Below are 13,739 nucleotides of genomic sequence, written 5' to 3'. Positions count from 1 at the left end.
TTGCTGCTGTCCGCTCATTCTGTCGTCATCGACAGCCCCGGAGTCCGTGCCCTATGAGGCAGGAGGACCCGGGAAGTGTTCACCGGAATCGTCGAAGAGCTGGGTGAGGTCACCGCCGTCGAGACGCTCGACGACGCCTCGCGTTTCCGGCTGCGTGGCCCCGTCGTCACGCAGGGCGCGCAGCACGGCGACTCCATCGCCGTCAACGGAGTCTGTCTCACCGTCGTCGAGCACGAGGGTGACGAGTTCACCGCCGACGTCATGGCCGAAACCCTGAACCGCTCCAGCCTCGGCGCCCTCACCGTGGGCTCCCGCGTCAACCTGGAACGGCCGATGGCCGTGGGTGAGCGCCTCGGCGGCCACATCGTGCAGGGACACGTCGACGGCACCGGCGCGGTCATCGAGCGCAAGCCGTCCGACAACTGGGAGATCGTCAAGATCTCGCTGCCCGCCGACCTTTCGCGCTATGTGGTCGAGAAGGGCTCCATCACGGTCGACGGCATCAGCCTGACCGTCGTCGACGCAGGCCCGGACTACTTCACCGTCAGCCTCATCCCCACCACCCTCGACCTGACCACCCTGGGCCGCAAGCAGCCCGGAGATCCGGTCAACCTCGAGGTCGACGTCATCGCCAAGTACGTCGAGCGGCTGCTCGGCGCCCGGGGCGAGCAGCCCGCCGGTCTGCCCGGAGTCCAGGGGGCCGGGCAGTGAACTGGCTCAACTCCGAGGCCTTCGTCCTCCTCGACCAGCACATCATGTGGTCGGACATGATCGGCAACGTCATCGGCCTGATCGCCCTCGCGCTCGGCTGGCGACGCTCCCTCTGGAGCTGGCCCGTCCAGTTCCTGTCCGGCGTCATCCTCTTCGCGGCCTTCTTCGGCCACCTCACCGGCAGCGCCGGCAAGCAGGTCGTGGTCATGGCCGTCGCCCTGTGGGGCTGGTGGCAGTGGAACCGCGGCGAGGGCAAGGACGGACGCATCTCCGTACGGTTCGCCACCTGGCGCGAGCGCGCGTACATGGTGGGCGCCGCGGCCGTGGGCACCCTCGCGGTCAGCGCTCTGTTCCACGCGTACCCGACGCTGTCCTGGGACCCCTGGCCCGACGCCTACATCTTCGTCGGCACGATCGTCGCCATGTACGCGCAGGCCCGCGGCATGGTCGAGTTCTGGTTCGCCTGGCTGCTGGTCGACCTGGTGGGCGTCCCGCTCAACTTCGCCAACGGCTACGCCTTCTCCGGTTTCGTCTACGTCCTGTACGGCGCGCTCGTCCTGTGGGGCCTGCGCGACTGGTGGCTGCGCTCCCGTGAGGCCGGGCAGCCCGTCCTGGAAGGAGCCCCGGCATGACAACGGCGCCGGTTTGGTACAGCACCGGGCACGATCAAGATGCCTCGGACTTCGCGCTCGACCCGGTCGAGCAGGCCATCGCCGACATCGCGGCCGGCCGTCCCATCGTGGTCGTCGACGACGAGGACCGGGAGAACGAGGGCGACCTCGTCGTCGCCGCCGAGATGGCGACCCCCGAGATCGTCGCCTTCATGATGAGCGAGTGCCGCGGGCTGATCTGCGCCCCCATGGAGGGCGACGAGCTCGACCGGCTGCGCCTGCCGCAGATGGTCGACGACAACACCGAGTCGATGAAGACGGCGTTCACGGTGTCGGTGGACGCGTCCGCCGCGCACGGGGTGACCACCGGTATCTCGGCGGCCGACCGCGCCGCCACCCTGCGGCTCCTCGCGGACGGTGTCTCGGGGGCCGACGACTTCGTGCGCCCCGGCCACATCTTCCCGCTCCGCGCGCGGAGCGGCGGCGTGCTGGTCCGCAACGGCCACACCGAGGCCGCCGTCGACCTGGCCCGGCTGGCCGGTCTGCGCCCGGCCGGAGCGATCGTCGAGATCGCCGGCGAGGACGGCCGGATGCTCCGGCTGCCCGAGCTGATCCCCTTCGCCCGCAAGCACGGTCTGACGATCATCTCCATCGAGGACCTGATCGCCTACCGCCGCTCCACCGAGCTCACAACGTCGGCCGAGTCCGGAGCGGCCCCTGCCGCGCCGACCGTCCGCCGCGAGGCCGAGGTCCATCTCCCCACCGCCTTCGGCGAGTTCACCGCGTACGGCTACCGCTCCACCGCCGACGGGGTCGAGCACGTCGCCCTCGTCCACGGAGAGATCGGCGACGGCGAGGACGTCCTCGTCCGTGTCCACTCCGAGTGCCTCACCGGCGACGTCTTCCATTCGCAGCGCTGCGACTGCGGCCCCCAGCTCCAGACGTCCATGGAGCTCATCCGGACCGAGGGCCGCGGCATCGTGGTCTACCTGCGCGGCCACGAGGGGCGCGGCATCGGCCTGCTCTCCAAGCTCCGCGCGTACGAACTCCAGGAGCGCGGCCGGGACACCCTCGACGCCAACCTGGAACTCGGCCTGCCCGCCGACGCCCGTGACTACGGCGCCAGCGCGCGGATCCTGGAGGACCTCGGCGTCAGCAGCCTGCGGCTGCTGACCAACAACCCCGACAAGACCGACGCCCTCGTCCGGTACGGCCTGCGGGTCACCGGGCGGGAGCCGATGCCCGTGCAGGCGGGCGAGCACAACCTGCGCTACCTGCAGACCAAGCGGGACCGGATGGGACACGACCTGCCCTGGCTCGACACGACCACCGTGTCGGCCTGCGGGAGCCAGTGACCCCGCGCGAGCGGCACCATCGGTAGGACACAGCAGTACCGGCACCACAGCAGTACCGGCACCACAGCACCATCGGTACGACAGCACAACCGGTGCGGCACAGCACCGGCCACACAGCACTATCGGCAACACGGCACAGCGGGACTGAAGGAGAGACGTGAGCGGCAAGGGTGCACCTGAACTGTCCGTACGCAACTGCGGCGACCTGCGGGTCGCGGTCATCGCGGCACAGTGGCACGACAAGGTGATGGACGGTCTCGTCGACGGCGCGCTGCGCGCCCTGCACGAGCTGGGAATCGACGAGCCGACCCTGCTGCGGGTCCCCGGCAGCTTCGAGCTGCCGGTCGCCGCCAAGGTGCTGGCGGGCCGCGGCTACGACGCGATCGTCGCGCTCGGCGTCGTCATCCGGGGTGGAACGCCCCACTTCGAGTATGTGTGCCAGGGCGTCACCCAGGGCCTCACCCAGGTCTCCATCGACACCGGTGTCCCCATCGGCTTCGGGGTGCTGACCTGTGACACCGAGGAGCAGGCCCTGGACCGCGCGGGCATCGAGGGGTCCAACGAGGACAAGGGGCACGAGGCGGTGACGGCCGCCGTGGCGACGGCGGTCACCCTCCGCTCAGTATCCGAACCCTGGCACTGAGGTACGGCACCGAGCGCGTAGGCTGAGGACCACCATGTCCAAGAAGACGTTCGAGGAGCTCTTCACCGAGCTCCAGCACAAGGCCGCCACGGGCGACCCCGCCACTTCACGCACCGCCGAGCTGGTCGGCAAGGGCGTTCATGCCATCGGCAAGAAGGTCGTCGAAGAGGCCGCAGAGGTCTGGATGGCCGCCGAGTACGAGGGCAAGGACGCCGCCGCCGAGGAAATCTCGCAGCTGCTCTACCACGTCCAGGTGATGATGGTCGCGCGCGGGATCTCCCTCGACGACGTGTACGCGCATCTGTAGGGGCCGGTCTCCGCATCGCCCCCACCGAGCACGTCCACCTGTCCCACCCACCTCCTGAACAACCTCGAGCAAAGGAAGCCGACCTCATGCTGCGCATCGCCGTCCCCAACAAGGGTTCCCTCTCAGGACCTGCGGCGGACATGCTGCATGAGGCCGGCTACCTGCAGCGCCGGGAGTCCAAGGAACTGCGGATCGTCGACCCGAACAACGAGGTCGAGTTCTTCTACCTCCGCCCCCGGGACATCGCGATCTACGTCTCGTCCGGCCGTCTCGACATCGGCATCACCGGCCGCGACCTCCTGATCGACTCCGGAGCCAACGCCGAGGAGATCCTCCCGCTCGGCTTCGCCCGCTCCACCTTCCGCTTCGCCGCCAAGCCGGGCACCGCGAACGGCGTCGCGGACCTGAACGGCACGACGGTCGCCACCTCCTACGAGGGCATCGTCGCCAAGCACCTCGCCGAGCAAGGCGTCGACGCCTCCGTCGTGCACCTCGACGGCGCCGTCGAGACCGCCATCGAGCTCGGCGTCGCCGAGGTCATCGCGGACGTCGTCGAGACCGGCACCTCGCTGCGCAACGCCGGTCTGGAGATCTTCGGCGACCCGATCATGAAGTCCGAGGCGATCGTCATCCGCCGCGTCGGAGCCGACCGCACCGAGGACGCCGAGCCCAAGGTGCAGCAGTTCCTGCGTCGGCTCCAGGGCGTCCTGGTCGCGCGGACGTACGTGATGATGGACTACGACTGCCGCGCCGAGCACCTGGAGAAGGCCGTCGCGCTCACTCCCGGCCTGGAGTCGCCGACCATCTCGCCGCTGCACAACGAGGGCTGGGTCGCCGTCCGCGCCATGGTCCCCTCCAAGGAGGCCCAGCGGATCATGGACGACCTGTACGCGCTCGGTGCGCGGGCCATCCTGACCACGGCCATCCACGCCTGCCGGCTCTGACGGGACCCACGGACATGTCGGACCTTCCCTCCCTTCCCATAACTTTCCGCCCGGCCCGCACCCGGGCCGTGCTGCTCACCGCGGGTGCCTCGATCCTCGTGGTCATCACCACGGTCGCGATGCTTCTGGAGCAACTCGGCCCGGGGGAGAAGCTCAGCTTCATCTTCACCGCGGCGCTGCTCTTCGGAGTGCTCCTGCTGCTCTCGCGGCCCAAGGTCGTCGCCGACGAGAGCGGTGTCACCGTCGTCAACATCGTGAGCCGCCGGCACCTGGACTGGGCGGAGATCCTCCAGGTCAACCTGCGTCCCGGCGACCCCTGGGTGTTCCTCGACCTCAGTGACGGCACCAGCCTGCCGGCGCTCGGCATTCAGCCGGGCATCGCCAAACAGCGTGCCATCGAGGACGCCCGCACCCTGCGTGCACTTGCTTCGGCCCGTGGCATCCGCGAGCCCGAAGGGCACCGCGACGAACATCAGGGCTGACTCTCGGTCTTTCACTCTGCCCTGAGGGCCCATGTCTTGATTAATCTGTTGGCGGAGGCGTTTTTCATCGCGCCTCCGCCTCCGATGTGCTCCAGCCCTCAGAGGCCCCCTGCTACCCGAGGAGTGATTCCCTCCAGCGATGGACGGATCGTCCTGTAGTACCTGCGCCGCCCCCTTCCGACATAGCAAGGCGGCGGCATGACCATCCCCCTGTTGCTCCTTGGCGCGGCGTTCCTGCTGATTCTCGCCAACGGCTTCTTCGTGGCCGCGGAGTTCGGCCTCGTCACGGTCGAGCGCCCCGACGCCGAGAAGGCCGCCGCCGACGGCGACAAGCGCGCCGGTACGGTCGTGGAGTCGCTCAAGGAGCTGTCCTTCCAGCTCTCCGGCACCCAGCTCGGCATCACCATCACTTCCCTGGTCGTCGGCATGCTCGCCGAACCGGCGCTCGCCCAGCTGCTGGACGGCCCGTTCAGGGCGGTCGGACTGCCCGAGGGCGCGGTGCCCGGCTTCGCCGTGGTGACCGGCATGCTGCTGGCCTCAGCCGTGCAGATGGTGATCGGTGAACTCGTGCCCAAGAACTGGGCGGTGTCCAAGCCGCTCCAGGTGGCCCGTTTCGTCGCCGGCCCGCAGCACGTCTTCTCCCGTCTCTTCCGGCCGGTGATCGCCGCGCTCAACACGGTCGCCAACCGGCTCGTCCGGGCCCTGGGCGTGGAACCCGCCGAGGAGCTGGCCTCCGCCCGCACCCCCGGCGAACTCGTCTCCCTCGCCCGCCACTCGGCCCGGGCCGGCGCCCTGGAGCAGGACACCGCGGACCTCTTCGTCCGCACCATGTCGCTCGCCGACCTCACCGCGCAGCACGTCATGACGCCCCGGGTGAAGGTCAGTGCCCTCCAGTCGTCGGCCACCGCCGAGGACGTGGTCAACCTCACCCGTGCCACCGGTCTGTCCCGCTTCCCCGTCTACCGGGAGCGGATCGACGAGATCGTCGGCATGGTGCACCTCAAGGACGCCCTCGCGATCCCCTCGCGCGACCGGCTGCGCACCCCCGTCGGCCGGATCGCCCAGATCCCGCTGCTCGTCCCGGAGACGCTGCCCGTGCAGCCCCTCCTGGAGCGGCTGCGCAGTGAGCAGCCGATCGCCGTCGTCGTCGACGAGTACGGCGGCACGGCCGGCGTCGTCACGCTGGAGGACATCGTCGAGGAACTCGTCGGCGAGGTCCGCGACGAGCACGACGACGTGCTGGGCGAACCGCCCGAGCTCGCGGCCGCTCCTCCCGAGGACGGCAGGCCGGCCTGGGACGCCGACGGCAGTTGCCGTGTGGACATCCTGCAGCGCATAGGCCTCGACGTGCCCGAGGGACCGTACGAGACCGTGGCCGGCCTCGTCGCCGACCTGCTCGGCAGGATCCCGGCCCCCGGCGACAAGGCCGAGCTCCCGGGCTGGCGCCTCGTGGTGCGGCAGGTCGGGCACTACCGTGCCGAACGCGTCCGCCTGGTGCGGACCGTGCTCGCCCCGGAGGCCGTCCGATGAGCATGCTCCAACTCCTGTTCGCGGGCCTGCTGGTGCTCGCCAACGGCTTCTTCGTCGGCGCCGAGTTCGCGCTCGTGTCCGTACGGCGCAGCCAGATCGAACCGCTGGGCACCGCACGCTCCCGGCAGGTGCTGTACGGCCTGGAGCGCCTCCCGCAGATGATGGCGGCGGCACAGTTCGGCATCACCATGTGCTCGCTGACGCTCGGCGCGGTCGCCGAGCCCACCGTCGCCCGTCTGCTGGAGCCGCTCTTCGCGGCGGTCCGGCTGCCGGACTCGGTGATCCACCCCCTCGGCTATGTGATCGCGCTCGCCCTCGTCGTCTTCTTCCACCTCGTCATCGGCGAGATGGTCCCGAAGAACCTGGCGATGGCCGCGCCCGAGAAGACGGCCCTGTGGCTCAGTCCCGGACTGGTCGCCTTCGCGCGGGTGTGCCGGCCCGTCACGGTGGGCCTCGGCGCCTGCGCGCGGCTGATCCTCAAGCTGTTCAGGGTCGAGCCCAGGGACGAGGTCGAAGCGGTCTTCACCAGCGAGCAGCTCAACCGGCTGGTCGAGGACTCCGGACAGGCGGGCCTTCTCGACCCCGAGGAGCAGGAGCGCCTCGAGGACGCCCTGGAGCTCGGCTCCCGCCCGGTCACCGACGTCCTGCTCGACAGCGGCTCGCTGGTCACCGTGGACCCCTCGGTCACCCCGGGTCAGGTCGTCGCGCTCACCGCGCGTACCGGGTACTCCCGGTTCCCGGTGGTCGCGGAGAACGGCGCCTTCATGGGCTGCTATCTGCATGTGAAGGACGTTCTCGACCTGGAGGAGTCCGAGCGTGCGGTCCCGCAGCAGATGTGGCGCCCGATGACCACCCTGCGGTCCGAACTCCCCCTGGACGACGCCCTCACCGTGATGCGCCGCGCCGCCACCCACCTGGCCCAGGTCGCCGACGCCTCCGGCAAGGTCCTCGGCCTCGTGACGCTTGAGGACGTGCTGGAACTGCTGGTCGGGGAGGTACGCGACCCGGCGCACCGCAATGTCGCGCCGGCGCCGGCGCGGGTCGCGGAGCCGCGCCCCAGCCAGGCCCCCGAGGAGGCGCTGGCGAGCTGATCGTGCGCGTGGGCCCCGGCTTCCCGGCGGCCGTGCGACCGTGTGGCGGTCGTACGGTTTCCGGTGGGACCGGGGCCTTCTCACATCGCGGACGGATCCTGCGGTCCGCGTCCCGACAGGACCTCCCCGTAGGCCTGCATGAGGTCCGGCAGCCGCAACGTCGACAGGTCGTCGCGCGAGGGTGTGCCGGGGTATCCCGACAGCCGCAGATCGCGGTACGCGCAGCTCTTCTCGTACAGGGTGCGCAGGAAGCGGCCGTTGCCGAGTTCGTCGATCCAGCCCTGGTCGACGACGTGTCCGGCGATCGAGCGCAGTTCGTCCAGCGCCTCCTCGTCCCAGATGTCGCCGTTCTCGGCGGCCAGCACCTCACCGATGGAGGTCAGTTCGAGGGGGCGGTAGGAGGGGAAGTCCACGCGGCTGGTGAAGCGCGAGGAGAGACCGGGGTTGGCGGCGAGCAGGCGGTCCATGCCCTCGGGGTAGCCGGCGAGGATGACCACCAGGTGGTCGCGGTTGTCCTCGGCCCGCTTCAGCAGGACCTGGAGGGCTTCGTCGCCGTACGCGTCGCCCTTGCCGTAGCCGGAGTTGGACAGGGAGTACGCCTCGTCCACGAACAGGACGCCTCCGATGGCCGAGTCGATCAGCTCGTTGGCCTTCACGGCGGTCTGGCCGAGGTACTCGCCGACCAGATCGGCTCGCTGGGCCTCGACCAGATGGTCGCCGCCGAGCAGCCCGAGTGCGTAGAAGACCCGGCCGAGAATGCGGGCCACTGTGGTCTTGCCGGTACCGGAGGGGCCGGAAAAGACGAAGTGCCGTTTCGGCGGCTGCACCGGCAGGCCCTGCCCGGTGCGCAGCCTGGCCATGTTCAACTGTGCCGACAGCGCCTTGACCTGTCGTTTCACGGGCTCCAGGCCCACCATGCGCTCCAGTTCGGCGAGCGCCTCCTCGAGTAAGGCGGGGTCGGTCGGTCCCGCGGGCATCGGCTGCACCGGGATCACCGCCTTCTCCCGGAAGCCGTCGGCCTGGACCGGCAGGGCGCCGGGCGGCGAAGGATCGGGCTCCGGGAGCCTCAGGTCGCGCCCCTCGGAGCCGAACAGCGGATCCATGCCGTCCGGGCCCTCCAGCACGTCCTGCCCGATCCCGGCGAGGGTGATCGCCGCGAGATCGGCCGCGGCGTCGTCGTACCCGTCACCCTCGGAAATGGCCGCGAGGCGCGCAGAGGTGTCCATGAAGGAGGGGTCGACCCGGTGCACCGCCCGGTACAGGGGCAGCGCGGCGGCGGAGCGTCCGGTGCCCTCGTGGGCGCGGGCCAGCCAGTACCGCAGTTCCTTGCGCTGCGGCTGCTCGCTGCGGCAGCGCATCAGGGCGGACGACAGCAGTGGCTCGGCCTGTCCGTACATCTCCAGCCGGACCCGCGCCATGCCGCCGAACAGGCCGGCCTCTATGCCGAGCATGGGGTCGTTGATCAGCGGATCGGTGTGCCGCACCAACTGATCCCAGTCCTTGACCAGATAGGCGCGGCACGCGTGCAGGAACCGCACCTGGTGGTCCGCGTCGACCGGCGGCAGGCCGGCCAACGCCCGGTCCAGTTCGGGGACATGACGTCCGTCGAGCCAGTGCGAGGCGTGCGCGAGCAGCAGGTCGCGCGGACTCTCCAGCACCGGCTGGACCCACCAGCCCAGCCAGTACCAGGAGTTGAGGGTGCGCCGGTGGCGGGAGCGCTGTTCGCCGAAGCGGTCCCGGTGCCGGAACATCCGCAGCAGCGCGGTCGTCGTGTCCACCCGTAGCGCGTGCAGTCCGAGCCAGCCGTCCGCCATACCGGGGTCCATCCGGACCGCGGCGCGGAACTCCTCCTCCGCCTGCGGGTAGGCGCCCATCGTGTAGGCGTCCACACCTCGCAGCCAGGCGAGGTCGGCCGGGGCCTCGGGGCCCTGCGTGCCGAAGTCCATCACGTCCCCCACAAACCGTGCCCCCGATGGTCGGGGAGTGCCTCGCGGATCAGGACACCCCCCTTGCCGCCGGGCCGGTGCCCGTCGGCAGCTCTGGTCGAACGACTGTGCCGCGGACGGGAGTTGAAGCGGTGCGGCAGAGCAGCCGTCCGAAGGTCGCACCGAGAGGCATCGTACCTGCGGTTCATGGGCCTGCCGAAGGGTGCCGCACACCCCGTTCCACGAGGTGGGAGCAGATGGGGCGCACTGAGGGCGGTGACCCAGGGTGAGCGAATCACGCCGGGTGGCGTCCGGAAAGAGAGGATGTGGGCAGAACGAAGCCCCCGATCACGGGGGAACAACCGGGGGCTTCGCGACTGCGGGGCGGCTCCCGAAGGCCGCTCCTTCAGAACGTAAGACCTGTACGACCCCCTGGTCAAGCAGAGTTGGGGCACTGAGGCAACTTCTCTGGAGTGGCTCTTCGCGACTTCAGCAGGCTGCGGATGGTCCATCACGGTGAGTGATGAATAGGTCCGGTCCAGACGTCTCAACAGGCCCCGGCAGCACCTCGTATCCCTCAGGACGCTGCCGCACCACATGGTCCGCGAACGGCCGCGTGGGGTCCTCGGTGAAGTGCCGACGCTCGGCGCGGACCCACTCGGCCCAGAAGGCGCTCTGCGCCTCACCGTCCCGTCGCCGCCCCCGCGCCCAGGCCTCCTCGTGCGGCAACTCCATCCACAGCAGTCGCGCGAGCCACGGGCGCAGCGCGCGGCGTCCCGCGCCGACGCCCTCGAGCAGGACCACGGGCGCGGCCGGCAGCTCACGGACCGGTCCGAACTCCCGGGCGGTCCAGTCGTACGGGGCGTAGCGCGCCGGCTCGCCGCGCCCGAACGGCTCGATCACCCGGCTCAGCAGGCGCCCGGTCCAGCCGAAGAGCTCCTCGTGGGTGGCGATGTCGTCGAGGTGCAGTACGGGTGCGCCGCCCAGAGCCGTCGCCAGCCCCCCGGCGAACGTGGTCTTCCCGGAGCCCGCGTGGCCGTCCACGCCGATCAGACGGACGGGACCGCAGGACGGCGGCAGCCGGCGCAGCCGCGAGGCGAGGTCGTGAATGGGATTTCCCGGGGTGAGGTGCGAGGTGGGCATAGTCCTGGGGAACATTCTATCGAGGCGCCGTTCACAGCGGATCCATGGGCTCAGGGTAGTGCCGCATTGAACCATTCATTGAACAATCCTCAAGACGGTCGACGGCCTGCTCCAAAAATTCCCGACCCTGCGGAACCAGGTATTTCAGATAGGGCGTTCCGGTACTCCGGGATGCTGAGTAGGGTTCCTGTTGCGCAACGGCGAGGCGTCGTACGGGGATGGACAGGGGAAGATGGCCGCGGGCTTATTCGAGGGGCAGTATGTGTGGCATCCGGCGGCCGACGACCGCAGACTCGCGAGCGTCTGCATGGATGTCCGGGCCGGCCGCTATCTGAGCGCCGACGAAGCCCTGTCGGAGACCGGCGCGGACTTCGGATTACGGGCCCATCGCTCCCTGGTCCTCGCCTCCGAGGCCGCCGACTCCGACCTGGCCGAACGCTGGCTGGCCGAGGAGCAGACCCCCGAGGCCGCGCTGATGTGGGCCCGCGTGGCCGTGCTGCGGGCGTTACGAGCGGCCGACGCCAAGGACGACCGGGCCGAGGCCCTGGAACGCATAGCGCTGACCGCCTGCGACCGGGCCGCGGTGATGGACCGGACCGATCCCACGCCCTGGGTCGCCCGGCTGTCCATGGCCCGGCTGCACGACCTGCGTGACCCCGCCCCGCAGGGGCTGCTGACCCAGCCGCCCGGCCCCTGGCGCCTGTTCTCGCACATCCTCCGCCTCGACCCGTGGAACCGCGAGGGTCATCACCGGTTCCTGGCGTTCTTCTTCACGCGGTACGGCGGCTCCGTGAACGCCGCCTGGGACGTCGCCGCCTTCCTGAGCCAGCGCGCCCCCGCCACCTCGGCGCTGCGGCTGCTGCCGCTGGTGGCCCTGGTGGAGAGCTACAACCCCACGCAACTGCTGGTCGACCGCACCTGGGAGCAGCCGCAGTGGCGCTCCACAGCGCTCGCGATCTATCAGAACTGGCTGCCGGCGGCGTCCGGGTACCGCTTCACGCCCGTGCTCGACCTGGCGTATCTGGCGCACGCGCTGTTCATGGCGCAGCGCGAGTTCGAGGCGCGCGCGGTCCTGATGGCCATGGGGCCGTACGCCTGCCGCATGCCGTGGAGCGTCTTCGGCGAACCCGAGGAACAGCTATCCCGCGCCCGCCGCGCCTGCGGCCTTCCCGTGCCGGGGGCCGGCTGACCGGCCGCCCTCCCTGAGGTCCTGAACCACCCCGAGAGAAAGGTCAGTTGTGTCAGAACGGATATCGGCCCCACGCGAGAGAACCGGCGCCGGAAAGGATTCCGTCGCCTTCGACGACGACGCGACGCTTCACGCGATGGGGTATCCGCGAAAACTCACCCGCCGATTCCAGGCGTTCGACAATTTCGCGATCTCCTTCACGATCATCAACATCATTTCGGGTATTTTCTCGTCCTTCGGATTCGGATTGAATGCCGGTGGTCCGCGCATTCTCGTGTTCGGCTGGATCGGCGTCTCCGTGATGGTGCTCTTCATTGGCGCCGCGATGGCGGAAGTCGCCTCCGCCTATCCGACCAGCGGGGCGCTCTATTTCTCCGCCGGTAAGCTCGCCAAGCGGCACAAGGGTGCCTGGTCCTGGTACACGGGGTGGCTGAATTTCGTGGGTCAGGTGGGCGGCACGGCCGCCACCGGATACGCGGCCGCCACCTTCATCCAGGCGTTCGTCGCCCTGCAGTGGCACTCGTACGAACCGACCGCCGAGCAGACGGTCCTGATCACGGCGCTCATCATCGTGCTCCAGGGTTTGGCCAATACCTACACCGTCCAGCTGGTCGCCCTGCTCAACCGGATCTCCGTGTGGTGGCTGCTGATCGGGCTCGTAGTGATCGTGAGCACACTCATCGTGATGCCCGACGACCACCAGTCGCCTTCGTTCGTCACGCATTTCGCGAACAACACCGGTTTCACGAACGGGATTTACGGAGGGATGCTCGGTCTGCTGGTCACCAGCTGGACCTTCACCGGCTTCGACGGCAGCTTCCACATGTCCGAGGAAACGGTGCGGGCCACGGTCAACGCGCCGAAGGGGATCACTCGTTCGATCGGCTATTCGGCGATCACTGGGCTCATCCTGATGCTCGCCCTTGTGTACAGCATTCATGATTATGACCAGGTCGCCGGCTCCTCGGCGCCGCCCGTGCAGATTCTCATCGACGGGCTTGGCATGGGCATGGCGAAGTTCATTCTGCTCATCGTGATCGGGTCCATGCTCTTCTGCGGTCTGGCCAACCTGACCAGCAACACCCGGCAGATCTTCGCCTTCTCCCGGGACGGCGCGATGCCGGGCTCCCGCTGGTGGCACTCCGTCTCGCCGCGCACCCGTACGCCCGTCAAGGCCGTCTGGCTGGCCGTCGCCTGCTCGCTGGCCCTCGTCCTGCCGGCCTGGTGGTCGCACACCGCCTTCACCGCCATCGTCAGCGTCAACGTCGTCGGACTCTTCCTGGCCTACGCCGTGCCGATCTTCCTGCGGCTGCGGCTCGGCGACGAGTTCCAGCCCGGCCCCTGGAACCTGGGCCGCTGGAGCAAGCCCGTGGGCTGGGTGGCCGTGACCTGGATCCTCGCCAGCAGTGTGCTCTTCATGCTGCCCCAGTTCTCCCCGATCACCGGGGACAACTTCAACTACGCCGGAATCGCCCTGGCCGTGGTGCTGATCGTCGCGACGGTGTGGTGGTTCGCCACGGCGCGCCGCCGTTTCCAGGGCCCCGTCAGCTACGGCCGCCCCGACGAGGTCGCCGCCATGGACCTGGTCTGATCTTCCGTCCGCCTCGGCCCCGGCATCCGCCGGGGCCGAGGCGTCCCAGGTCATGCCAGTGGTCCCGACCAATATTGGTAGGCGTGGCACGGGCCGAAGTGCTGGCAGAAGTCGGCCCCCGGCGTACATAGTTGGCGCACGACAGAGCATTGGGCCCGCCCGTTCCGGACACCTGGGGGTTCTCCACCCATGAGCAGAGCCGAACAGCCGTCCCGCA

At 69.5% G+C, this 13,739-nt stretch carries 13 protein-coding genes; 11 read left to right on the top strand and 2 right to left on the bottom strand.

The window, feature by feature from the left end:
- Window positions 1-75 precede the first annotated feature (75 nt).
- From N4G66_RS05015 to N4G66_RS04975, 9 genes are all read left to right on the top strand, one after another.
- Window positions 76-711, top strand: a complete 636-nt coding sequence (locus N4G66_RS05015; protein ID WP_261702721.1) for a riboflavin synthase — start codon at window positions 76-78, stop codon at window positions 709-711.
- Window positions 708-1,343, top strand: a complete 636-nt coding sequence (locus N4G66_RS05010) for a nicotinamide mononucleotide transporter family protein (protein ID WP_261702720.1) — start codon at window positions 708-710, stop codon at window positions 1,341-1,343. The genes N4G66_RS05015 and N4G66_RS05010 overlap by 4 nt, the downstream gene beginning before the upstream one ends.
- The gene (locus N4G66_RS05005) at window positions 1,340-2,677 is read left to right on the top strand and encodes a bifunctional 3,4-dihydroxy-2-butanone-4-phosphate synthase/GTP cyclohydrolase II (RefSeq protein ID WP_261702719.1); all 1,338 of its coding nucleotides are present in this window, start codon (window positions 1,340-1,342) and stop codon (window positions 2,675-2,677) included. Before N4G66_RS05010 ends, N4G66_RS05005 begins: the two co-directional genes overlap by 4 nt.
- 157 nt (window positions 2,678-2,834) lie before the next feature.
- Window positions 2,835-3,320, top strand: a complete 486-nt coding sequence (gene ribH / locus N4G66_RS05000; protein ID WP_261702718.1) for a 6,7-dimethyl-8-ribityllumazine synthase — start codon at window positions 2,835-2,837, stop codon at window positions 3,318-3,320.
- A 34-nt stretch (window positions 3,321-3,354) separates the two neighbouring features.
- Window positions 3,355-3,627 carry a phosphoribosyl-ATP diphosphatase gene (locus N4G66_RS04995; RefSeq protein WP_015661856.1) on the top strand — a complete coding sequence of 91 codons (273 nt, stop codon included), beginning with the start codon at window positions 3,355-3,357 and terminating at the stop codon, window positions 3,625-3,627.
- 86 nt (window positions 3,628-3,713) lie between these two features.
- Window positions 3,714-4,571: an ATP phosphoribosyltransferase gene (gene hisG, locus N4G66_RS04990; protein WP_261702717.1), complete on the top strand. Its 858-nt coding sequence runs from the start codon at window positions 3,714-3,716 to the stop codon at window positions 4,569-4,571.
- Window positions 4,572-4,585: 14 nt separating this feature from the next.
- Complete coding sequence (locus N4G66_RS04985) at window positions 4,586-5,053, top strand: PH domain-containing protein (RefSeq protein WP_261702716.1); 468 nt, start codon at window positions 4,586-4,588, stop codon at window positions 5,051-5,053.
- Window positions 5,054-5,251: 198 nt separating this feature from the next.
- Window positions 5,252-6,583: a hemolysin family protein gene (locus N4G66_RS04980; RefSeq protein ID WP_261702715.1), complete on the top strand. Its 1,332-nt coding sequence runs from the start codon at window positions 5,252-5,254 to the stop codon at window positions 6,581-6,583.
- On the top strand, window positions 6,580-7,674 hold the full coding sequence (locus N4G66_RS04975; protein ID WP_261702714.1) for a hemolysin family protein: 1,095 nt from the start codon (window positions 6,580-6,582) through the stop codon (window positions 7,672-7,674). Before N4G66_RS04980 ends, N4G66_RS04975 begins: the two co-directional genes overlap by 4 nt.
- Before the next feature lie 80 nt (window positions 7,675-7,754).
- On the opposite strand, the gene N4G66_RS04970 is transcribed toward N4G66_RS04975, so the two are convergent.
- Both N4G66_RS04970 and N4G66_RS04965 read right to left on the bottom strand, forming a co-directional pair.
- Entirely contained in the window at window positions 7,755-9,620 is a 1,866-nt protein-coding gene (locus N4G66_RS04970) for an AAA family ATPase (protein ID WP_261702713.1), read from the bottom strand.
- Between the two features lie 468 nt (window positions 9,621-10,088).
- On the bottom strand, window positions 10,089-10,742 hold the full coding sequence (locus N4G66_RS04965; RefSeq protein WP_261702712.1) for a uridine kinase family protein: 654 nt from the start codon (window positions 10,740-10,742) through the stop codon (window positions 10,089-10,091).
- Between the two features lie 232 nt (window positions 10,743-10,974).
- Here N4G66_RS04965 and N4G66_RS04960 point away from each other — a divergent pair, with 232 nt between their 5' ends.
- Window positions 10,975-11,931: a hypothetical protein gene (locus N4G66_RS04960; RefSeq protein WP_261702711.1), complete on the top strand. Its 957-nt coding sequence runs from the start codon at window positions 10,975-10,977 to the stop codon at window positions 11,929-11,931.
- Between the two features lie 49 nt (window positions 11,932-11,980).
- The gene (locus tag N4G66_RS04955) at window positions 11,981-13,522 is read left to right on the top strand and encodes an amino acid permease (RefSeq protein ID WP_261702710.1); all 1,542 of its coding nucleotides are present in this window, start codon (window positions 11,981-11,983) and stop codon (window positions 13,520-13,522) included.
- Window positions 13,523-13,739: the final 217 nt, after the last annotated feature.

Source organism: Streptomyces rhizosphaerihabitans, from assembly GCF_025399795.1.
Lineage (GTDB): Bacteria > Actinomycetota > Actinomycetes > Streptomycetales > Streptomycetaceae > Streptomyces > Streptomyces rhizosphaerihabitans.
The sequence above is the reverse complement of the archived record's forward strand: the minus strand, read 5'-3'. Positions and strand labels throughout refer to the sequence as shown.